Origin of the sequence: Vibrio sp. YYF0003 (genome assembly GCF_036350715.1) — a bacterium.
GTDB classification, from domain to species: domain Bacteria; phylum Pseudomonadota; class Gammaproteobacteria; order Enterobacterales; family Vibrionaceae; genus Vibrio; species Vibrio natriegens.
This window is the reverse complement of record NZ_JAZDWA010000008.1, coordinates 81,251-101,407: the sequence shown is the minus strand read 5'-3', so window position 1 is coordinate 101,407 and position 20,157 is coordinate 81,251. Positions and strand designations below refer to the sequence as shown.

Here is a 20,157-nt window from a genome sequence, read left to right as displayed (position 1 = left end):
GAAATTATTTCTTTTGAAAAAGGTGGCTATCAATCTGTTAGCCACCTTGCTATTTCATCGTAAAATTAATCGTTTAGATGCTCACAGCGGCCAAATTCCGCGCCAGAGTTCATCTTGTTAATTAATCCGTTCGGGAAGCCTGTTTTGACAGAAGCACCGTTTTCACAAACGTATACGTGAGACATATCGACATGGAAAGCGACAGAATAACCAGTTACACCACCTGTCATTTTTGCGCCAGAGCCAGAAAGTGACATAGGGTTATCCATGTAGGCGTCTTGAGCTTCTAATACACCTTGTTTTGCGTAGAACTCATCCAGTTTCATCCAGCCTAGGCCTTTGATATAGATTGCACCTGTGAATCCAGTACGGATATCACCAGCGCGGCCGATGATTACGTCGCCGTTGTCGCTCATGTCAGCAGGCATTAATCCAGTGTATTTACCAATCGCAGCATGAACCCAATCAATACCTCGCGTTTCACAGAAGTCACTGCCTAGCATGACTAGCGGTACATCTTTACACCATTCTAAGCCGCCAATATCAGTAAATGCTGCATCGCCTTCTTTAGTGTGATCCCACAACAGAACGTTACCTGTTCTCGTTTGTAGTGCTACTTGCTTGCCATCGTGAGAAGAGGTGTACGCGCCCATTGCACCAACAGCGTCATAAAGGTTGATCATTTCACCTTCATTGACCCATGCAACTGCTTTGTAGCCGCCAAGAGCGCCCATTACCACTTCACCGTTACCTGAAACAGCATGTGCACGAGCCCAAGCTGCATTTGACCAGTCAACATTTCTGGTATCTAGCTCGCGCATACCTTCTTTAGGTGTCCAGATGAACGGCACAACATCACCGGTAAAGTAAGTAGTACAGGTTCCATTACCATCAGCATCTTTATAAGCGGTACCAACTACCGTATTTCCTGATGCATCAATATCCCAACCTGTTGCTGCTGATTTACCTTGCTCACTTGACCCACCACACGCATTGCCCGTAAGGTCACCTAATGGCATTACACCATTTGCATCCGTCCAGATAACTGGTGCATTAATCCCGTTTCTGTCGTGATCAGAGTTGACCAGAAGTTTGTTACCATTTGCGCTCATTTTGGCTGAGCCAGTGCTTAGATAATCAGGAAGAAGCTTAAAGCCTTTACTTTCATCCCAAATAAATGGAGTGCTGCCTGCCATACCTATTGAAGACTTACCATTTTTTGCTAAGTCACTTAGGTGTGCATAAACCACTTGTTTGAAGTCAACACCATCTTGATAGCCGTTAAACACTAAGTCCGCTGTTTTGGTTTGGCCTGCTTCCGCAACGATTGGTGTTACGTCACATGGATCATCAGACGCTGGGTTGCTGCTTTCGTTGTCGTTCCAGTATTCCGCGACCGATAGGATCTCAGATGTAGCGGTAGGATAAGCACCGCTGTTGATTTCTTCGGTGTAAAGTACATAGCTTTGGCCAGGAGTCAGACCATTAATTTTAAAGTAGCCATCAGGACCGACTTTACCTTGTGTCAAGTTACCTGACTGTGCTGATACCGCATCAAATAAAGGATCATCGATGTTACGAGCGATGATATTTACACCGCTGTATTCAGTAGAGCCGTCTTTTAAGCGAAGCGTACCTTCAATAGAGCCAAATTGGCTCAAGTACTCTTGAGTAGGGTAAAGGTTAGAGATGGCCACGCGGTCATCAGTGATGTTAACCGTACTTTGTGCTACCGCTCCTGCACCGTGGTGACCGATGAACGGGTACATAGTCTCAATCACTTCTGGGTCGGCGCGGTTAATCTCACCTAAATACCAGTTACCCGTATCATGCGCATGAACTGCTTCTACGTTACAGCCTTTCACACCTGGGAATAATGGTGAAGAAGGGTTACTTCTGTAACCAATATGGCCATTCGTTTGAGAGTGAGATAAGTTAATTGCGTGCCCGATTTCATGAGTGAACACGCCAGCAATTTGGAGACCTGCATTATCGTTGGCGTACACGTTCCAGCCATTGATTACCGCTGTTGCTTCGATAATCACGTTGTTTCCGTCCGCAATCTCAGGGAAGGCGATACCCAGTACTGCAGTTTTAGGAACACCGAACACGTTTTCTAGGATGCTGCCATCTGTATCGTAAAGCATCCAGAAGCCGTAGCCATTCTGCTGAGTATAAAACTGAAGGGCGTTAGATCCATCTACGTCAGCGATACCCGTTTGTTCTTCAATGGTGCCCGCTACATCTGCTTGGAATGTAGAAGTTTTAACATTATTCCATTGACTGAAAGCAAATTGAGTTATTTGCTGTGCTCGCTCAATCGATAAAAATACTGAACCGTCGTAGTCGTAAGTAAAAGCGTCGCCGCCGTCAACATAGACTGGAATAGAGCCATTAGACGTGTCCCATAGGAAAGGTGTCGGGTTACCATCCTCTGTCGTATATAGTGGACCACCTGCTTGAACGGCACCTGCAGAGAGTAGAGCGGCAATCGCAACTGTTAATGTACTGTGTTTCATTATTTCATCTTCCCATTGCTGATCCATTGCTCTGACACTGCTTTACCTAGTAGGCTCATGAAAGCCACTGCGTTGTAAGCACCTTCTGTATTCACCATTTGTTGCTCAGATGGAGCAAGCGCGCCTTCAGCAAACTCTAGGTTTTCGAAAATGCCTTGGTTATCAAACTCATTTACTACTTTGCCACCTTGGATGACGAATTTACCGTTAGCCATGCCTGCCGTTGTTTGAAGACCAGTAAGTGATGCTGGTTTATGCATAAATACGACAACGACTTCATCTTGGTTCCAGCGAGGGAAGCCTTCTGGTGCTACCGCTAGCATTTGGTTGCCATTTGGCAGAGTACGAGGCTTTAGTAAGCCAAATTGACGAAACGTGTATTCAGAACCTTCGGCGTGTTTACCTAATGCCGCGTCGCTAACTTTGATAGTAACTTCTGTGTACGGTAAGCCCTGATCAGAAATGCCATCAGTGACGGTTTGAACCTGACCTGAAATAATGCTTTCAGATTCGGCAATGAGTTGCTTAAGGTTTTGCGATTGGAGTTGGGCTGCTTGTGCGATAGGTGCAAACAGCGTAAACGCTGATAGCAGCACAGCCATCTTTGATCTGAGTTTCATTAGTTATCCTTGACTATATATTTTTTAGCAATTTATTCAGGTAGATCCTCTACCATCGAATCAAAATAGCGAATGGTATTAAATTGCGATATCAGGGATTCCCTGATTTTTTAAAAACTACAAAACCATGATGGCTTTATTTACAAAGGGATTGTTTGAAGGGTAGATGGGAATATTACGGGCTACATATGCACTGTTATTAGATATATGCTTGTTTTTGAAAGGGATAACCGTTATGGTGAATTTTCCTCTCTTTTTATCTGCTTTTTAAGGCTAGAGCTCTTGCTCAGATTTTAATCTACGCAAGTGTTGACCTTGCTTCCATAAAATAGCGATTGCCAATTGAAATTTGAGTGTTATAAATATCTATTTTTCTCCCTATAATTAGTTGGAATTATCAAAAATTATTTATTTCAGGGAATAGTAGTTCGATAAAAATAGATTTATCACTACTTATTGCTGTGAAAATAATGGTTCTTCTTCTATTTATTTAAGTTGATGTAAAAAAATAATGGTGTTATTCAAATGTTAATCAATGCATTAAAGGATTAATGCATCACTCTATAGAAGCATATAATTTGTAAGTGTACTAGCGCACTAGTTTAGTAGAGTGTTAAGTTTTTTGCTAGTAAAATGGTTCTATGAATCGGGGTAAGAGCCACATGGATTGTGTAAGTTTTGAAGATCCAGATAGATGGATACGTTTTCTTAATCAAAAATTACAAAACAGTAAGGAGGAAGAAAGAGCAAGTATATCTAGGGAACTGCATGACGATCTCGGGCAGATATTAACCGCTATTCAAATCAACTTACAATTGCACCGGAAGGAGTGTTGTAATCGTAGTGACCGCGTCAATGACTCAATAGAGTTAATTGAAGACATTATAGAGAAAGTTCGCCATAAATCTGCCGAGTTAAGACCCGGTGTTATTAGTGAGCTATGTTTTATTGATGCAATTAAACGTCTTCTTGAAAAAATGTCTATATCTCAAGAGAATAAAATAGATTTTAAATATAGAAATAACTTCCCTGATGTCAGTCAACAATTAAAAGTTGACGTGTTCAGAATAATCCAAGAAGCCGTAAATAATGCAATCCGCCACGCTAACGCGACCAACATCTTCGTTAATTTAGACTTTGACAGAGAAAAAGTAACAGTATCTATCTCGGATAATGGTAATGGTTTTGAAATAACCAGCATAAAGCGCAAAGTAAACACCAACCTACACCTAGGATTGCTGGGTATGGAGGAAAGGGCTAGGCGTCACAACGGAAAAATCCATATCCAATCAGAGCTAAATACTGGAACAAGAATATTGGCGGAATTTAAATATGATCTATAAGAGTAGAGTATTTATTGTTGATGACCATGATATCGTCAGAGCGGGTATATGCAGTATTTTAAACACCTTATCAAGTGTTGAAGTGGTTGGTGAAAGTGGAACGGGGCTCAACTTGATCCCAAATCTGAAAAAGTCTAAACCAGACCTACTTATTCTGGACGTCTCAATTAAGGGGATCAATGGAATAGAGCTGATTAGTATGATCCGAAAGCACAAGATACCAATTAACATCCTTATGCTATCGATGCATAAAAATATTGAGTATGTTGCAAGATGCTTAAGAAATGGTGCTCAAGGTTATTTACTTAAAGATTCTGCAGTGGAAGAGCTGGAGCTAGCGGTTGGATCCGTTATGAGTGGTGGAAGCTATATCAGCCAAAAAATCGACAAGCCTATGCTCAAGGACTTGCTAGGAAAAACGCAAGATGCAGTACCTTTGGATTTACTGACAAGCAGACAGCGGCAAATACTTCAGCTAATCGTCGAAGGGTATTCCACAAACAAAATAGCTGACGATACATGCATTAGTATCAAAACCGTTGAAACACACAGATCCAACATCATGAAGAAGTTGAATATTAAAGATATTCCAAATCTTGTTCGCTTTGCCATTGAGAACAAGCTCTTGGTTCCAACAACGTGAGTACCAGGCTGTGAATCATTCCTCCTAATGCAAAGAGTATGATGCTTTTGGTAAAAGGGGGAATGTTAAGAACAACAACGAAAAGGGCGCTACTGAGAGCAACGCTGCCACCCAGTGGATGCAAAGTATTTCGGTAACCCTTTTAGTTCAGTTGGCACAAAACAATAATAAAAAAACAAAAAGGGCGATAACTCTAGGAGTTATCGCCCTTTCCAAACGTTTGGTGGAGCTGGGGGGAGTTGAACCCCCGTCCGAAAACCTTTCATCATTGGTACTACATGCTTAGTCGATCTTTAAATTCACCACCCACCTGCGAACCGACACGCTAATGAATGACTATCCTGAATTATAATTCGCCGTTCATCTCTCAGGCGGGAGAATCCGGGCTAGCTAGTTTGGGTTTGACTCTTTGTTATTCCCCGTCTTACAAGCGGAAGCTAGGGCAAAGAGGCTCTGAGCAGGGTATTAAGCTGCTAGTGCGTAGTTTTCGTCGTTTGCGACTATTTTTTTGCGGTTTGTTAACGAGGCCTACCGCACCTCGGCATGCACCTCAGACTTCTGAATTCCCGTCGAATCCTAAATCAGCCCCAAGGTATTGTTCGCATAGTAACAGAAAAGTATTAGCTGTCCAGCACTATGCGTTTAAGTGGTCAAGATTAACGCAGTGAACTCTTCATTACGCGCGCTTTTTCTCTTGCCCAATCTTTTTCTTTTAAATCCGTACGTTTATCGTGCAGCTTTTTACCTTTTGCTACGCCGATTTTTAGTTTCACCCAAGAGCGAGACCAGTACAGAGAGAGTGCCGTTAACGTCATACCTTCACGGTTAACACGTCCGAGTAGGTTATCAAGTTCGCGACGACTCATGAGTAGTTTACGCACACGAGTAGGGTTCGCCACTACATGTGTCGATGCCTGATTCAAAGGAGTGATTGTCATGCCACTCACAAAGGCTTCACCGTCACGCATAAATACGTAACTTTCAGAAATATTGGCTTTACCTTGGCGAAGGGCTTTCACTTCCCAACCTTGGAGCTCCATGCCAGCTTCGATTTCATCTTCGATAAAATATTCGTGGCGAGCTTTTTTGTTCAGCGCGATAGTGTTACTACCCGCTTTTTGTTTTGATTTTTTCTTTGCCATAATGGCGTCATTATACGGCTTGGATATCGGTTAGGAAATCCTTTTATTTGCGCAATCGCGGAATAAAAGTAAAATTGGGGCTCGCTTTTCATCTGGACATGTATCGATAGGAGTAAGTATGAAGCAAATCAGCCGTTCTGCGTTGGTGTCGTTTAGTGCAGAGCAGATGTTTGATCTGGTCAATGATGTTGCTAAGTACCCAGAGTTTCTGCCTGGTTGTTCAGGTTCCAGAATCATTGACGCTTCTGGCGATGGTATGGTGGCTTCTGTGGATGTCGCGAAAGCTGGGATCAGTAAAACCTTTACCACGTCTAATGAACTTATTCCTGGTCAGTCCATTATGATGAATCTGGTCGATGGTCCTTTTAAGACGCTACGTGGTGGCTGGTTTTTTACTGCACTAGATGAGCAAGCATGTAAGGTTGAACTTAAGCTTGAATTTGAATTCTCTAGTAAAATGATTGAAATGGCCTTTGGTAAGATTTTTAATGAGTTAACCAGTAACATGGTCAATGCTTTTACAAAACGCGCGAAACAGGTATACGAGTGTTATGAGTATTGAATCAGACATGATTCATGTTGAGGTCGTTTACGCCTTACCGCATGAGCAACGTGTGTTCAATTTAGTTGTGAACAAACACGAAACGGTGGAAGAGATTATTAGTCAATCTGGCGTACTTGAGTTGTACCCGGAGATTGATTTATCGAAGAATAAAGTTGGTGTCTTTAGCCGCAATGTAAAATTGGATGCCACTGTACGCGACAGAGACCGTATAGAGATTTATCGTCCGCTTCTCGCCGATCCCAAAGAGATTCGCCGTAAACGTGCTGAACAAGCTAAAGCCGCAGGTAATGCTGATCCCGTTACAGGTGGCAAGCCTAACGCTATGCGTAAAAGCGATTAACTTGTAAATGCCAAACATTAAAAAACCTCCCAGATGGGAGGTTTTTTTGTATAAAGGTTTTGTTATTGAATTTGCTCGTAAAACGCGTCACTTTTCGGGAAGTCGCCAGCAATATCAGCAAGTGTGCCTTGATCATCAAAATTAACAACAAGGTCTTTTTGCACTGGATCGCCATGGCCCGGAGTATGGTGGTATATGTAATACCATGTGTTTGGATAGCCGTTTTCGATAAGCATTGGTGAGCCAAGTACGAAGCGAACTTGTGCTTTAGTCATCCCAAACTTTAATTTATCTACCGCACTTTGTTCTACATAGTTGCCTTGGTTGATATCAATGCGATAAACCAGTTTTTCTACTACCGAACATCCTGTAAGCAATGTCATTGCTAATGGTACGGCAACTAACCACTTCTTTAATTGCATAATAATTTCTTACTAACCTTTAAAATACTGCGCTGATAATAAACAAGCTCGACGCAGATGTAAAAAGCTATGCGTCGTATGGTAGGGAATCTGACAACGAATTTTGAGTTGAGTTGCATTTATTGGCAGATATTCATTTGTGTCTATTCTGACAGATAATTTGAATGCAAGACCAAAACGTCGTTCAAAGTGAGTAGAAAACAAAAAGCCATGGATGTTTTCTCCATGGCTCCAGGGAATGTTTTTTAAGCGGCGATAAGTAGCTCTTTAGCATTTGCAAGGGTCGAGTCGGTGATCTGGCTGCCACCTAGCAGACGGGCTAATTCTGCCACGCGTTGTTGCTCATCCAGAGCGTGCATCTGGGTTTCCGTCTGACCTTTTTTAGTCTGCTTTGCTACAAACATTTGCTGATGTCCACAACCTGCCACTTGAGGAAGGTGAGTGACACACAGTACCTGAGTTGACTCTCCCAATTTACGCAGCATTTTACCTACTACGGCGGCGGTCGGGCCACTGATACCTACATCGACTTCATCGAAGATGAGGCTTGGAGTATCGACTTTCTGAGCGGTGATGACTTGAATGGCTAGCGAGATACGTGATAGCTCACCACCGGACGCGACTTTAGCGATTGGTTGCAGTGGCTGGCCCGGGTTTGTTGAAACCAGGAAGCAAACACTGTCCATACCCAATGGAGAAGGATGGGCATTATCGTTATTAACTTCAATGCTGAACACCGCTTTTTCCATGCTTAGTTCGTGCATGCTTTGGCTAATTAGTTTATTCAGTTCTTTAGCGTAACGACTGCGTGATTTATGTAATTTTTCCGCTGCAGTTAAGAAGCTTTGATACTTTTGTTCTACTTCCTGTGCGAGTTCATCCAATCGTTCATCAGAACAATCTAAGGCTTCTATTTGGGCCAGAAGGTCTTGATGATGCTGGTAAAGTTCCTCTGGCATAACATGATGTTTACGTGCCATAGACATGACTTTGGAGAAACGTTCTTCCACATAAGCCATGCGACCCGGATCGACATCAATGCCGTCAAGGTAGCTGCGGAGTTCGTTTTTGGTTTCCTCCAACTGAATCATGGCTTCTGCCAGCATATTTGGCAGTTCTGCTAATTTTTCATCTAACTCAGCTAATTGAATCAGGGAGTGATTGGCCGATTGCAAAATACCAAGCGCATTGACTTCTTCACCTTCGTAAATAAGTTCGATGGCTTGTTGACAGGTAGCGGCGAGTTCACCGCTATTGGACAGTCGTTTGTGCTCTTGTTCGAGTTCTGCAAATTCTTCTTCACCTAGCGATAACTCATTCAGTTCTTTGATTTGGTATTCAAGCAACTGCTTTTGTGCCTGATTCTGTTGGCTGTTTTCCTTTAGTTGCTTGAGGTTGTTGTCTGCCTGACGCCAGTGCTGATAGGCACTGCGAGTACTTTTTAGTAGATTAAGGTGACCCGCATATTGATCCAGCATGGCCATTTGATGATCACTTTTCATCAACTGGTGATGGGCATGTTGACCATGAATATTGATCAGAAGCTGTCCGAGAGATTTGAGTTGTGAAAGTGGTACCGGACTGCCATTAATGAAAGCTCTTGAACGGCCTTCTTTTGTAATGATGCGACGTAAAATACACTCACTGCCATCGAGCAGATCATTATCTTCTAGCCAACGCGTTGCATGTAAGTTGTTATCCAGTAAAAAAGCGGCACTCACTTCGGTTTTTTCTTCACCTTGTCGAACCATGCCTGCATCAGCACGCCCACCTAAGCAGAGACCGAGCGCATCAATAGCAATAGATTTACCCGCACCTGTCTCACCCGTAATGGTGGTCATGCCCTTAGACAGCTCGAGTTGTAAAGACTTAACAATCGCAAAATTATTAACACTTAGATGAGCCAGCATTTTTATTTACCTGTATAACTGAACAATACTGTATAAGAAAACAGTATATACTGTTTGTTCATACAGTAAAGGTGGTCTTTAAATTTTTTGTTGGTGAAATGGATTTTTGTGATGGGTTAGGAAAAACACGTCGATGAGAGACAACGACTTATTTAAATTGAAAGAGTTAGGGGGATATTGAATAAAAGGACTTAGGAAGATAGCCGACGGTAATTGGGAGGTTTTAATGCTTTCTAACTACAGAGATTAAAACGCAGGCATGTGGATACCTGCGTTTGTAAATAGAATAACAGAGGTTAAAAGAGCTTGCTCGACCAGCCTAGTTTGTTTCTCAGAACGTGGTAGTAACTGTAGTCTTTTGGATGAACAAGTTTGAGCACATTCGGGCTCTGGTAAATGTGGATCTCGTCGCCCGGAGAAACAGGCAAAGATACCTGGCCATCACAACTGACTTCTTGCGTGCCACGGTTTTCTGGAGATACCAGCAATTTGATACGGCGGTTACCATCGACGACTAAAGGTCGGCTGGAAAGTGTGTGAGGGAACATCGGTACCAAAGAGATCGCGTTCAAGCTTGGTGAAAGAATTGGACCACCACCAGAAAGCGAGTAGGCGGTAGAACCTGTCGGAGTCGATACGATTAAGCCATCTGCACGCAATGAAAAAGCGAAGCTTTCATCGATATAAACTTCAAATTCAATCATATGTGCGATTTGGCCAGGGTGGAGTACAGCTTCGTTTAAAGCGGCGTTGTGACTTTTAATTTGGCCATGTCGATGCACTTCAGCTTCAAGTAGAAAGCGCTCTTCTTCAATATACTCACCGTCCAGTACAGCTTTAAGGGCGGCTTGGAAATCATCTGGATTTAAATCCGTCAGAAAGCCTAAGTTACCTCTGTTGACACCAATTACGGGAACGTCAAAACGAGATAAAATTCGTGCGGCTCCGAGCATATTACCGTCACCACCGACCACAATCGCCAGATCTGCGTTTTGTCCTAGCTCAACTAAGCTCGCAAACTGCTTTGGCGGGATCTCGTCTAAAATTGCAGTAAGACGATCGTCAATAAATACTTGGTAACCTTCTGATGTCAGCCATTGGTACAGCTCACTATGAGTCTGAATAGCTTGTTGATCTCTAGGTTTACCGATAATCGCGATCACGTTACATGGATTTTTCATAGCATTTCCGCATTAAAGAGGCTTGAATCAGGAATCTTCATCCCCATAATAATGGCAAGTTACCTAAATATGCGAATTTTTATGTGTTTAAAGCCCGCAAAAAAACGCATGGCTTGAAGGGCATTACGTTGAATTCTGGAGATATCATGAGCAACGAAGAAAACAAAGTTACAGAAGAAGAGCTTGATCAAATCATCGAAGAGGCTGAGAAAGTGGAAGCAGCAGCTCAAGAAGCTGAAGCGGAGCTGGAAGAAGTTGGTGACGAGAAAGACGCTAAAATTGCTCAACTAGAAGCAGCACTACTGTCTAGCGAGACAAAAGTGAAAGATCAGCAAGACGCGGTTCTGCGTGCAAAAGCTGATGTCGAGAACATGCGTCGTCGTACCGAACAAGAGATCGATAAAGCGCGTAAATACGCTCTGAACAAGTTCGCAGAGGAACTGCTTCCTGTTATTGACAACTTAGAGCGCGCAATTCAGGCGGCAGACACAGAAAATGAGGTCATTAAGCCGATTCTTGAAGGTGTGGAACTGACTCACAAAACCTTCGTTGATGTGGTTTCTAAATTTGGCCTGAAGGAAATTAATCCAGAAGGCGAGGCATTCAACCCTGAATTCCATCAGGCTATGTCTATCCAAGAGAGCCCGGATCACGAATCAAACACGGTTATGTTCGTTATGCAAAAAGGTTACGAACTAAACGGCCGTGTTGTTCGTCCAGCAATGGTTATGGTTGCTAAGTAAGCTTTACTACCGCTGAAAACAATTTGAAAATGCCCATCACATTGGTGATGGGCATTTTTTTATTCCATCAATTGCACTGTTTTATTTTTTCCCTTAGAAATTGAAAGTTGATCTTCTTCAAATATTTTCTTATTGGGGATTATTTCTCTTATAGTGAAAATTAGTTCAGTTTTTGCTCTGTGTTTCGAACTCAAGCTTCATAACTTCCTGTAATTACTTACTTTGTGAAAGCTTGTGCTGGATGTTGGGGAGATAACTAGTGAATTTTGCTGATATTCAGTGTTAACAAATTTGTAAACTTTCTCTTTATTTTGTAACTTCTCTGTGTATGATTTGCGACGAATGCTTTAAAAGTAAGCATATATAACTACAAAAGCGTTAATAGCAAACACAACATATCGGAGATTTACGATGGATAAATCGCTTTCTAGTAAGATTTTTGTCGGCTTGTTTGCCGGCCTCATTTTGGGAACTGCAATCCAATACTTATTTAACGGTGTTGCGATTTTTGACACTTACTTACTTGGAACGGCAGAAGGTGTGGGCGGCATGTTCGTCTCGCTGATTAAATTGTTGGTTGTTCCTTTGGTTTATGTCTCAATCGTATGTGGCATTGTTGATCTTAAAGATATCAGCGCGTTTGGTCGCCTTGGTGGTAAAACCTTTGCGCTTTATATCGTTAACACAATTATTGCGATTACAGCTGCTCTGACAGTCGGCCTTATTTTCCAACCTGGTGCAGGTGCTAATTTAGCCGGTACCGTTGCTGAAACCGTTAAACTGACCACAACTGAAACGCCAGATATCTTTTCTCTCGTAGTTAACATTGTCCCTAGCAATCCAGTTCAGGCATTTGCTAATGGCGACATGCTACAAATCATTTTTATGGCAATTCTGACCGGTTTGGCGATTCAAGCTTTGGATTCTCGTGGTGGTCCTGCTATCCGTACCTTTAAGATGGCTAATGAGATCATGATGAAGCTGGTTGGGTTGGTGATGAGCCTTGCGCCTTACGGTGTATTCGCGCTGATGATTCAATTAGGTGCGACGCTGGATGCAAACACGCTAATGTCCGTTGCAGGTTATGTTGCTTTGGTTGTGACTATGCTTGTGTTCTGGATTTTCGTTTTCTATCCAATGGCGGTAGGTCTTGCTACAGGCACGTCTCCGAAGACATTTCTTCGTGCGACTCGCGAGCAGATTTTATTTTCTCTATCTACGGCAAGCTCAAACGCGACAATTCCTGTAACGATGCGTACTCTGACAGACAAGCTACAGGTGTCTAAATCAGTTGCAGGCTTTGGTGTGCCACTAGGCGCGACAATGAACATGTCAGGTGTGTCTATCTATATTGCACTGGCTACATTGTTTGTCGCCAACGCTTTTGGTCAGCCTATTAATACTTCGGACATTTTCACCCTAGGCTTGACGATTCTTCTGTTATCGATTGGTGCGGGTGGTGTTCCTGGCGGTGGTGTTGTGATGGTTGGTGTTCTGCTTCACCAACTCGGTTTACCACCAGAAGGCCTGGCAATTATTGCCGCAGTTGACCGTATCAATGACATGTTCTGTACCTCATCAAACGTGGTGGGTGATACCGCAGTCAACACTATTGTTGCAAAAACAGAAGGTGAGATTGGTAAAGAGGAGAGCGTTGATGCTGAGCCAGTACAGGCAAATGCATAGTAGCGTTACCCAATAAACAAGAAAGCGAGCTATTACGGCTCGCTTTCTTGTTTTCTGGGCCATGAGTGCCCATTTTCTCTTGGTTAGTGTTGCTTTATTGAACGACTTTGATGTGACCTAATCCTAACTAATCAGAAAGAAAGCGATTAAATCAGAAAAAAAACGCTTTTTTTCAATTCTGCCCTTGAAAAGCATTTTACCGCCCTTATCTATGTGGCATAGAGAAGCAAACATTGATTATTTTTGTTTGTGAGCAAGGGTTGAAACCCGATTCTCCTCCCCCCACATTGGGGTTATAACCAAACGAAAATAGAATTTATTCGGAGATAGCCAGATGGGTAAAATCATTGGTATTGACTTAGGTACTACTAACTCATGTGTTGCTGTATTAGACGGCGACAAACCTCGTGTAATTGAAAACGCAGAGGGTGAACGTACTACTGCATCGGTTATTGCTTACACTGATGGTGAGACACTAGTAGGTCAGCCAGCAAAACGTCAAGCAGTAACTAACCCTGAAAACACGCTATTTGCAATTAAGCGTCTAATCGGTCGTCGTTTTGAAGACGAAGAAGTTCAGCGTGACATCGAAATCATGCCTTACAAAATCGTTAAGGCTGACAACGGTGACGCTTGGGTAGAAGCGAAAGGCCAAAAAATGGCTGCTCCTCAGGTTTCTGCTGAAGTTCTTAAGAAAATGAAGAAAACTGCTGAAGACTTCCTAGGTGAGGAAGTAACTGGCGCAGTTATCACAGTACCTGCTTACTTCAACGATGCTCAGCGTCAAGCAACAAAAGATGCTGGCCGTATCGCAGGTCTAGAAGTTAAACGTATCATCAACGAACCAACTGCAGCAGCGCTAGCTTACGGTCTAGACAAGAAAGGCGGTGACCGCACTATCGCTGTATACGACCTTGGTGGTGGTACATTCGATATCTCAATCATCGAAATCGATGAAGTTGAAGGCGAGAAAACGTTCGAAGTTCTGGCAACTAACGGTGACACTCACCTAGGTGGTGAAGACTTTGATAACCGTCTGATCAACTACTTGGTTGACGAGTTCAACAAAGAGCAAGGTATCAACCTTAAGAACGATCCACTTGCAATGCAGCGTGTTAAAGAAGCAGCAGAAAAAGCGAAAATCGAGCTTTCTTCTACTACTCAAACTGACGTAAACCTACCTTACGTTACTGCAGATGCGACTGGTCCTAAGCACATGAACATCAAAGTGACTCGTGCGAAACTAGAATCTCTAGTTGAAGACCTAGTACAACGTTCTCTTGAGCCTCTAAAAGTAGCTCTAGCTGACGCTGACCTATCAGTAAGCGAAATCACTGACGTAATCCTAGTTGGTGGTCAGACTCGTATGCCTATGGTTCAAGCGAAAGTGGCTGAGTTCTTTGGTAAAGAAGCTCGCCGTGACGTGAACCCTGATGAAGCGGTAGCTATGGGTGCTGCAGTTCAAGGTGGTGTACTTGCTGGTGACGTTAAAGACGTACTGCTTCTAGACGTAACTCCACTGTCTCTAGGTATCGAGACAATGGGTGGCGTAATGACTAAGCTAGTTGAGAAGAACACAACTATCCCAACTAAAGCGAACCAAGTTTTCTCTACAGCAGAAGACAACCAGAGCGCGGTAACTATCCACGTTCTACAAGGTGAGCGTAAGCAAGCGATGTACAACAAGTCTCTAGGTCAATTCAACCTAGAAGGCATCCAGCCTGCACCACGTGGCATGCCACAAATCGAAGTAACTTTCGACCTTGATGCGGACGGTATCCTACACGTATCAGCGAAAGACAAGCAGACTGGTAAAGAGCAGAAGATCACTATCCAGGCTTCTGGCGGTCTAAGCGACGAAGACATCGAGAAAATGGTACAAGAAGCAGAAGCTAACAAAGAAGCGGACAAAAAGTTCGAAGAGCTAGCAACTGCACGTAACCAAGCAGACCAAATGATTCACGGTACTCGTAAGCAAGTGGAAGAAGCGGGTGAAGCACTTCCAGCTGAAGAGAAAGAGAAGATTGAAGCTGCAATTTCTGAGCTAGAAGAAGCGCGTAAAGGCGAAGATAAAGAAGCTATCGACGCTAAAGTTCAAGCGCTAATGACTGCTGCTCAAAAACTGATGGAAATCGCTCAGCAACAAGCTCAAGCACAACAAGGTGCTGAAGCTGGCGCTCAAAAGTCTGCAGATGACGATGTTGTAGATGCAGAGTTCGAAGAAGTTAAAGACGATAAGAAGTAATTCAACATTAGGGTAATTTGATACTTTGGTAGAAAATTACCCTGTTGGAAACACTTATTGGAATCTTTGCGGGCGTTTGAGGTGACTCTAACGCCCGCATGTTTGTAAATAGCCCAGTCTTTCTAGCTAAGCGCTTTTCAGAGAAAGCTTTTATCTAAAACGATATTAACACCAAGCGGCAGCGGCCGTTTGCAGTACTACATTGGTGACGAAGAACATGTCAAAACGTGATTTTTACGAAGTATTAGGCGTAAGCCGTGATGCATCAGAACGTGATATCAAAAAGGCGTATAAGCGTCTTGCAATGAAATTCCACCCAGACCGTAACCAGGGTGATGATTCTGCTGCGGATAAGTTTAAAGAAGTAAAAGAAGCGTACGAAATTCTCACTGATCCTCAGAAGAAAGCGGCTTACGACCAGTACGGTCATGCTGCTTTTGAACAAGGCGGCGGCGGTTTCGGTGGTGGCGGCTTTGGTGGCGGCGGTGCTGATTTCGGCGACATCTTTGGCGATGTATTCGGTGATATCTTTGGTGGCGGTCGCCGTGGTGGTGGCGGTGGTCATCGTGCACAACGTGGTGCTGACCTTCGTTACAACATGGAACTGACTCTAGAAGAAGCCGTTCGCGGTGTAACAAAAGAAATCGAAGTTCCAACACTGGTTCACTGTGATACTTGTGATGGTAGCGGCGCGAAAAAAGGTACGTCAGCTGAAACCTGTGGTACTTGTCATGGCCACGGCCAAGTACAAATGCGTCAAGGTTTCTTCGCGGTTCAGCAAACCTGTCCAACCTGTCATGGTAAAGGTAAGATCATCAAAGACCCTTGTAACGAGTGTCATGGTCAGGGCCGCAAACAGAAAACCAAAACACTTAACGTTAAGATCCCTGCCGGTGTGGATACGGGTGATCGCATTCGTCTGTCTGGCGAAGGTGAAGCGGGAGAAATGGGCGCACCAGCAGGTGACCTATATGTTCAGGTACACGTAAAAGACCACCATATTTTTGAGCGCGATGGCAACAATCTATACTGTGAAGTACCAGTAAGTTTTGCCATGGCAGCACTAGGTGGTGAAGTAGAAGTACCAACATTGGATGGCCGAGTTAGCCTGAAAGTACCATCAGAAACGCAAACTGGCCGTATGTTCCGTATGCGCGGTAAAGGTGTGAAAGGTGTTCGTGGCGGCGGTATCGGTGATCTGATCGTTAAGTTGGTTGTAGAAACTCCGGTGAACCTAAGTTCACGTCAGAAAGAGTTGCTAAAAGAGTTTGAAGAATCTTGTGGTGGCGAAGCGGCGACAAAACACAAGCCTAAGTCAGAAGGTTTCTTCAATGGCGTTAAAAAGTTCTTCGATGACCTGACGAGCTAAAGCGCCCCACAATTCAAAATCACAAAGGCCTGCAGAGATGCAGGCCTTTTTGTTTTTAGACGAAGCTCAGTTCCAGCATGTACTTGGTGACTCAACATTGGTTGCAGTAAGTTTGAGTGCATTGACTCCTGAGGGGAAGCAACTGTCCTTATCTTGGCCGAGATCGGATTTCGCTGTTGCCGTGATGGTATAAGCCGTGGTTGCGGAACTCACGATAGAAAAAGTAAAGCGATCATTTGCAGAATCACAGATCGAGCAATTGCCTCCCGAAATAATAGAGCTCCAGTCATACCCTCCATCATAAGAGGTTTCCAAAGCCAGTTGGATACGGCTGATATCGCTCAGTGCCACCGTTCGGTGCGACTTAATGACATGATTTGTGTACGAGGGATAAGCGATAGCAGAAATGATCCCGACAATCACGACGGCTATCAGTAATTCGATCAATGTCATCCCGCTTAATCTTATTTTGTCTCTGTTACAACAATATATTCGAATCATTACGAGTAGTTCCCTTTTCACTTTTACGGCTATTTTTCGCAGGTGATAGCATCTGTGCAAGATGAATTACTGTTGACTAGATGTTTGCATAGGAATTTGGGAAATGCCTCGCGGGTTTACGTTATTGGAGCTACTTATTACGGTATCGGTGCTGAGTATTTTATTGGCAGTTGCGGCACCAAGATTTAGTCGTGTTTCACAAACAGTACAGATGCAAGGCCTTGCAACAGAACTCTTTGGTTTTCTGAATCAAAGTAGGTCAGAAGCGGTAATGAGAAATAAAAAGTTGTATGTACATTTTTCGATGGATAAAGGTAACACCATTAATAAAGGAAATTGGTCACTTAACTTGACGGATTCCTCCGTTGCTGGCGGAATGAGCATTTTACATTTATCCGGTTCACCTTATTCAGAGCTATCGATAAATCATAACTATGACGCGAAATATATAAGCTTTGAAGAAGTAAGAGGACGGCCGAACTCTGGGAATATAGAGTTCTTTTCGACTAACAATCAGAATTCCAAACTGAAAATCAAACTTTCTAACCCTCCTGGTCGTATTAAAGTTTGCAGTATGTCGGGAGCAAAATTATATGACTACTCTAAATGTTAGGCTGCGCTATCAAAGAGGCAGCTCTTTAATCGAGTTAATGATCAGTTCTTTAATTGGTTTAATTCTATTAGGTGTGATTGGCTCGGTCTTTCTTAGCTTGCAAAAAACAGCAAGAGATAAAAGTTTGGAGTTGCATCTCCTACAGGGGATTAACCTTACTTTTGCAATGATGAAAGAAGATATTCAACGAGCTGGTTACGATGGCGGAAACGGTAATTCGCTCAAGGTATCTGGCTCTATAAATACAATAACGTTGAGCGGCGCTTCTTCTGTTGGTTTTGTTTATTTCAAACAAGGCTCTCCGGGTAACAAAGACTATCGAAACATTAAGTATGAGAAGCGCGATACTCGACTTTTAATATGCGAAAAAGGTGTGGTTTCACAAGCTCAAATATTAACTTTTGATGGTATAGATTTTTGTCGATCTTTATTTGATGAAGATATTTTGCACGTCACTCAATTTTCAGTGAGTTCAGGAACCGTTACGAATGGAAAAACGACAAGTGCATTAACCGACATCCAATTAGGTTTACAAACGGTTGATGGCTCTTTTAGCAAAGTGGAAACAGTCTCAATTAAGCAAAGGAACTGGCAATGAAATTTAAGTCTAATCAATCAGGCTATGTCGCACTGCTGGTGACTTCCATTCTTTTGCTGCTTGCTTTGATTGTGGTTCTTGCTTCATCAAAAGGTATCTTTTTTCAAATCAAAGTTGCTCAGAATGAGTTAAGAGCTCGACAGGCGCATTGGAAAGCTGAGGGTGGGCTGGAATGTGCATTTTCTAAAGCTAAACTAGAGAAAAAGATACCCGTCACGGTAGATGATTGTAAAACTGCAATGGAACTCAATGGATTAACTTTTTCTGCTGGAGAATTTAGTGTCGTTACTTCTGAATTAGAAAACGCAAGGCTTCGGAAAATCATCAAGTTTCCAGCTGTTGGCGGGGCTGGGGCTATAAAATCTACTTCTGATCTTGTTATTAATGGTTCCTATACGAGTTCTGCTGATCCCGGAAAAAGTCTCGGAAATAATTTATGGGAATGCACGTCGGTTCTCTACTCCAATTATTTCTATGCTACAAGCGTGAGCACACGTCATCCCTATCAAATGTCTAAAAAGCCTTACGCAAAATTTCCAGATAGCAACCCTGGACAATTGCAAGAATGTGCAACAACTCATTACAGTTGGGCAAAGAGTGTTGCTAACTCTGAAGATGACTATCGAAAATCTTCAAGCATGGATCCTTTTAAGGATGTATTTGATGTGCCACGAAGCGAATGGTTTGATGTGATGTCTGACAACTCGCTGTTTGGTTATGTGCCACTCTCATTAAACCCTGCCAAATTGGACTCTGAGAAAGATTTACCTAAGCCTAGTTTCAACGACAAGTGTGCGGAAAATATCGTAGACAACATTAAAGCCGGCAAAGATCTGGTTTGGGTCTACGGTGGATGTGAAATAGATACGGCAGGATTTTCCAGCATCAAATCTGCTATTGATAAACACTTAAGTGGTAGTGGCATTATTTTAGTCGTTCAAGACGGGATTTTATCTACGAGAGGAACTCAGGACTTTACTGGCATGCTCTATCACTTTATTTCCCCCCTATATGCTGATCCGAAGGGGGTTGTTCCGGACTTTGTTGGTTGGGATAAACTTGAGAACCATAAAGATTTAAAAGGGGTGATTTCTGCGCTTGCTGCTACCGTACCAATGAAAAAGGAAAGAGTCGGCTACTTCCAACATGGCTCTTTTAACCCTCTAGGAGGTTTTGTAATGGATGCCCCTGGCACTTTCGCTCTTTTCAACGCCGCATTAGATTTTCAGTACAATCGTGATGTGATTGATGAACCATTGAAAAAGATCAAAAAAGTATATTGGAAAAAAGGCTCCTGGAATGATCTCTAAACAGCAAGGATTTAGTTTACTCGAAGTATTAGTTGCTTTTCTGCTTCTCGGAGTAGGGGCATTAGGTTTAACAAAGCTAAATGTGTACTTAGAGCGCGAATCGGACTATGCGATTCAAAGTATCGAGGCTCTTCGTCTGGCCGAAAACAAACTCGAATGGTTCCGCACCCGAGGTGCATCTTCTGCCGTTTCTGTAATACCCATCGCCGACTTTGATTCTATCGCTACAGGCTCTTCCGCTGCGGGAGCTTACACAGTGGAGTGGGTGGTGCCTCCCGCAACAATCTCTGGGTCTCTTAAAACGATTACTGTTACTTCAAGCTGGGAAGACAGGATGGGGCAGACCCAGTCTGTTCAGTTGAAAACGATGATTTCTCGTTATAGTGAATTTGATAAATAACGCTTCT

19 protein-coding genes and 1 other RNA gene are annotated in these 20,157 nt (G+C 43.1%); 12 read left to right on the top strand and 8 right to left on the bottom strand.

What is annotated here, in order from left to right:
- Positions 1 to 65: 65 nt before the first annotated feature.
- Both V1U08_RS19860 and V1U08_RS19855 read right to left on the bottom strand, forming a co-directional pair.
- Entirely contained in the window at positions 66 to 2,519 is a 2,454-nt protein-coding gene (locus V1U08_RS19860; protein ID WP_065302007.1) for a hypothetical protein, read from the bottom strand.
- The gene (locus V1U08_RS19855) at positions 2,519 to 3,139 is read right to left on the bottom strand and encodes a hypothetical protein (protein ID WP_065302008.1); all 621 of its coding nucleotides are present in this window, start codon (positions 3,137 to 3,139) and stop codon (positions 2,519 to 2,521) included. Before V1U08_RS19855 ends, V1U08_RS19860 begins: the two co-directional genes overlap by 1 nt.
- Positions 3,140 to 3,801: 662 nt before the next feature.
- Between V1U08_RS19855 and V1U08_RS19850 the strand changes: the two genes are divergently transcribed.
- Both V1U08_RS19850 and V1U08_RS19845 read left to right on the top strand, forming a co-directional pair.
- On the top strand, positions 3,802 to 4,482 hold the full coding sequence (locus V1U08_RS19850; protein ID WP_065302009.1) for a sensor histidine kinase: 681 nt from the start codon (positions 3,802 to 3,804) through the stop codon (positions 4,480 to 4,482).
- Positions 4,472 to 5,125, top strand: a complete 654-nt coding sequence (locus tag V1U08_RS19845; protein ID WP_020333677.1) for a response regulator — start codon at positions 4,472 to 4,474, stop codon at positions 5,123 to 5,125. Before V1U08_RS19850 ends, V1U08_RS19845 begins: the two co-directional genes overlap by 11 nt.
- Before the next feature lie 221 nt (positions 5,126 to 5,346).
- On the opposite strand, the gene ssrA is transcribed toward V1U08_RS19845, so the two are convergent.
- Positions 5,347 to 5,714, bottom strand: a transfer-messenger RNA (tmRNA) gene (gene ssrA / locus V1U08_RS19840).
- A gap of 67 nt (positions 5,715 to 5,781) precedes the next feature.
- Positions 5,782 to 6,267, bottom strand: coding sequence for an SsrA-binding protein SmpB (smpB, locus tag V1U08_RS19835; RefSeq protein ID WP_014230976.1), 486 nt, complete (start codon positions 6,265 to 6,267; stop codon positions 5,782 to 5,784).
- A gap of 118 nt (positions 6,268 to 6,385) precedes the next feature.
- Between smpB and V1U08_RS19830 the strand changes: the two genes are divergently transcribed.
- A complete protein-coding gene (locus tag V1U08_RS19830) occupies positions 6,386 to 6,829 on the top strand; it encodes an SRPBCC family protein (protein ID WP_014230977.1) in 444 nt (147 codons plus the stop codon).
- Positions 6,819 to 7,172 (top strand): RnfH family protein, encoded by a 354-nt coding sequence (locus V1U08_RS19825; RefSeq protein WP_014230978.1) that lies wholly within the window; start codon positions 6,819 to 6,821, stop codon positions 7,170 to 7,172. Before V1U08_RS19830 ends, V1U08_RS19825 begins: the two co-directional genes overlap by 11 nt.
- A 62-nt stretch (positions 7,173 to 7,234) precedes the next feature.
- Here V1U08_RS19825 and bamE read toward each other — a convergent pair whose 3' ends face one another.
- The 3 genes from bamE to nadK form a co-directional block, all read right to left on the bottom strand.
- The gene (gene bamE / locus V1U08_RS19820) at positions 7,235 to 7,594 is read right to left on the bottom strand and encodes an outer membrane protein assembly factor BamE (protein ID WP_014230979.1); all 360 of its coding nucleotides are present in this window, start codon (positions 7,592 to 7,594) and stop codon (positions 7,235 to 7,237) included.
- A 245-nt stretch (positions 7,595 to 7,839) separates the two neighbouring features.
- Positions 7,840 to 9,504 (bottom strand): DNA repair protein RecN, encoded by a 1,665-nt coding sequence (recN, locus tag V1U08_RS19815; RefSeq protein WP_330471299.1) that lies wholly within the window; start codon positions 9,502 to 9,504, stop codon positions 7,840 to 7,842.
- Positions 9,505 to 9,800: 296 nt separating this feature from the next.
- Entirely contained in the window at positions 9,801 to 10,685 is an 885-nt protein-coding gene (gene nadK, locus V1U08_RS19810) for an NAD(+) kinase (protein ID WP_014230981.1), read from the bottom strand.
- 146 nt (positions 10,686 to 10,831) lie between these two features.
- On the opposite strand from nadK, the gene grpE reads away from it, so the two are divergent.
- The 4 genes from grpE to dnaJ all read left to right on the top strand — a co-directional run bounded on the left by grpE (position 10,832) and on the right by dnaJ (position 16,728).
- A complete protein-coding gene (grpE, locus tag V1U08_RS19805) occupies positions 10,832 to 11,428 on the top strand; it encodes a nucleotide exchange factor GrpE (RefSeq protein ID WP_020333678.1) in 597 nt (198 codons plus the stop codon).
- A gap of 411 nt (positions 11,429 to 11,839) precedes the next feature.
- Complete coding sequence (locus tag V1U08_RS19800; protein ID WP_014230983.1) at positions 11,840 to 13,114, top strand: dicarboxylate/amino acid:cation symporter; 1,275 nt, start codon at positions 11,840 to 11,842, stop codon at positions 13,112 to 13,114.
- Positions 13,115 to 13,448: 334 nt separating this feature from the next.
- Complete coding sequence (gene dnaK / locus V1U08_RS19795; protein ID WP_014230984.1) at positions 13,449 to 15,359, top strand: molecular chaperone DnaK; 1,911 nt, start codon at positions 13,449 to 13,451, stop codon at positions 15,357 to 15,359.
- Positions 15,360 to 15,576: 217 nt separating this feature from the next.
- Complete coding sequence (gene dnaJ, locus V1U08_RS19790) at positions 15,577 to 16,728, top strand: molecular chaperone DnaJ (RefSeq protein ID WP_014230985.1); 1,152 nt, start codon at positions 15,577 to 15,579, stop codon at positions 16,726 to 16,728.
- Between the two features lie 66 nt (positions 16,729 to 16,794).
- Here dnaJ and V1U08_RS19785 read toward each other — a convergent pair whose 3' ends face one another.
- Positions 16,795 to 17,229 (bottom strand): type IV pilin protein, encoded by a 435-nt coding sequence (locus tag V1U08_RS19785; protein WP_330471298.1) that lies wholly within the window; start codon positions 17,227 to 17,229, stop codon positions 16,795 to 16,797.
- 103 nt (positions 17,230 to 17,332) lie between these two features.
- On the opposite strand from V1U08_RS19785, the gene V1U08_RS19780 reads away from it, so the two are divergent.
- Genes V1U08_RS19780 through V1U08_RS19765 form a run of 4 tightly spaced genes read left to right on the top strand, consistent with a single transcriptional unit; the run spans position 17,333 to position 20,150 of the window.
- The gene (locus tag V1U08_RS19780; protein ID WP_330471297.1) at positions 17,333 to 17,842 is read left to right on the top strand and encodes a GspH/FimT family pseudopilin; all 510 of its coding nucleotides are present in this window, start codon (positions 17,333 to 17,335) and stop codon (positions 17,840 to 17,842) included.
- Entirely contained in the window at positions 17,823 to 18,440 is a 618-nt protein-coding gene (locus V1U08_RS19775) for a PilW family protein (protein WP_330471296.1), read from the top strand. Before V1U08_RS19780 ends, V1U08_RS19775 begins: the two co-directional genes overlap by 20 nt.
- The gene (locus tag V1U08_RS19770) at positions 18,437 to 19,750 is read left to right on the top strand and encodes a hypothetical protein (protein ID WP_330471295.1); all 1,314 of its coding nucleotides are present in this window, start codon (positions 18,437 to 18,439) and stop codon (positions 19,748 to 19,750) included. The genes V1U08_RS19775 and V1U08_RS19770 overlap by 4 nt, the downstream gene beginning before the upstream one ends.
- A complete protein-coding gene (locus tag V1U08_RS19765) occupies positions 19,740 to 20,150 on the top strand; it encodes a type IV pilus modification PilV family protein (protein ID WP_065299206.1) in 411 nt (136 codons plus the stop codon). The genes V1U08_RS19770 and V1U08_RS19765 overlap by 11 nt, the downstream gene beginning before the upstream one ends.
- Positions 20,151 to 20,157: the final 7 nt, after the last annotated feature.

Bases quoted from the DNA above. Each gene is read 5' to 3' on its own strand.
- V1U08_RS19860 (WP_065302007.1), bottom strand. From the start codon at position 2,519: ATGAAACACAGTACATTAACAGTTGCGATTGCCGCTCTACTCTCTGCA.
- V1U08_RS19855 (WP_065302008.1), bottom strand. From the start codon at position 3,139: ATGAAACTCAGATCAAAGATGGCTGTGCTGCTATCAGCGTTTACGCTG.
- V1U08_RS19850 (WP_065302009.1), top strand. From the start codon at position 3,802: ATGGATTGTGTAAGTTTTGAAGATCCAGATAGATGGATACGTTTTCTT.
- V1U08_RS19845 (WP_020333677.1), top strand. From the start codon at position 4,472: ATGATCTATAAGAGTAGAGTATTTATTGTTGATGACCATGATATCGTC.
- smpB (WP_014230976.1), bottom strand. From the start codon at position 6,267: ATGGCAAAGAAAAAATCAAAACAAAAAGCGGGTAGTAACACTATCGCG.
- V1U08_RS19830 (WP_014230977.1), top strand. From the start codon at position 6,386: ATGAAGCAAATCAGCCGTTCTGCGTTGGTGTCGTTTAGTGCAGAGCAG.
- V1U08_RS19825 (WP_014230978.1), top strand. From the start codon at position 6,819: ATGAGTATTGAATCAGACATGATTCATGTTGAGGTCGTTTACGCCTTA.
- bamE (WP_014230979.1), bottom strand. From the start codon at position 7,594: ATGCAATTAAAGAAGTGGTTAGTTGCCGTACCATTAGCAATGACATTG.
- recN (WP_330471299.1), bottom strand. From the start codon at position 9,504: ATGCTGGCTCATCTAAGTGTTAATAATTTTGCGATTGTTAAGTCTTTA.
- nadK (WP_014230981.1), bottom strand. From the start codon at position 10,685: ATGAAAAATCCATGTAACGTGATCGCGATTATCGGTAAACCTAGAGAT.
- grpE (WP_020333678.1), top strand. From the start codon at position 10,832: ATGAGCAACGAAGAAAACAAAGTTACAGAAGAAGAGCTTGATCAAATC.
- V1U08_RS19800 (WP_014230983.1), top strand. From the start codon at position 11,840: ATGGATAAATCGCTTTCTAGTAAGATTTTTGTCGGCTTGTTTGCCGGC.
- dnaK (WP_014230984.1), top strand. From the start codon at position 13,449: ATGGGTAAAATCATTGGTATTGACTTAGGTACTACTAACTCATGTGTT.
- dnaJ (WP_014230985.1), top strand. From the start codon at position 15,577: ATGTCAAAACGTGATTTTTACGAAGTATTAGGCGTAAGCCGTGATGCA.
- V1U08_RS19785 (WP_330471298.1), bottom strand. From the start codon at position 17,229: ATGATTCGAATATATTGTTGTAACAGAGACAAAATAAGATTAAGCGGG.
- V1U08_RS19780 (WP_330471297.1), top strand. From the start codon at position 17,333: ATGCCTCGCGGGTTTACGTTATTGGAGCTACTTATTACGGTATCGGTG.
- V1U08_RS19775 (WP_330471296.1), top strand. From the start codon at position 17,823: ATGACTACTCTAAATGTTAGGCTGCGCTATCAAAGAGGCAGCTCTTTA.
- V1U08_RS19770 (WP_330471295.1), top strand. From the start codon at position 18,437: ATGAAATTTAAGTCTAATCAATCAGGCTATGTCGCACTGCTGGTGACT.
- V1U08_RS19765 (WP_065299206.1), top strand. From the start codon at position 19,740: ATGATCTCTAAACAGCAAGGATTTAGTTTACTCGAAGTATTAGTTGCT.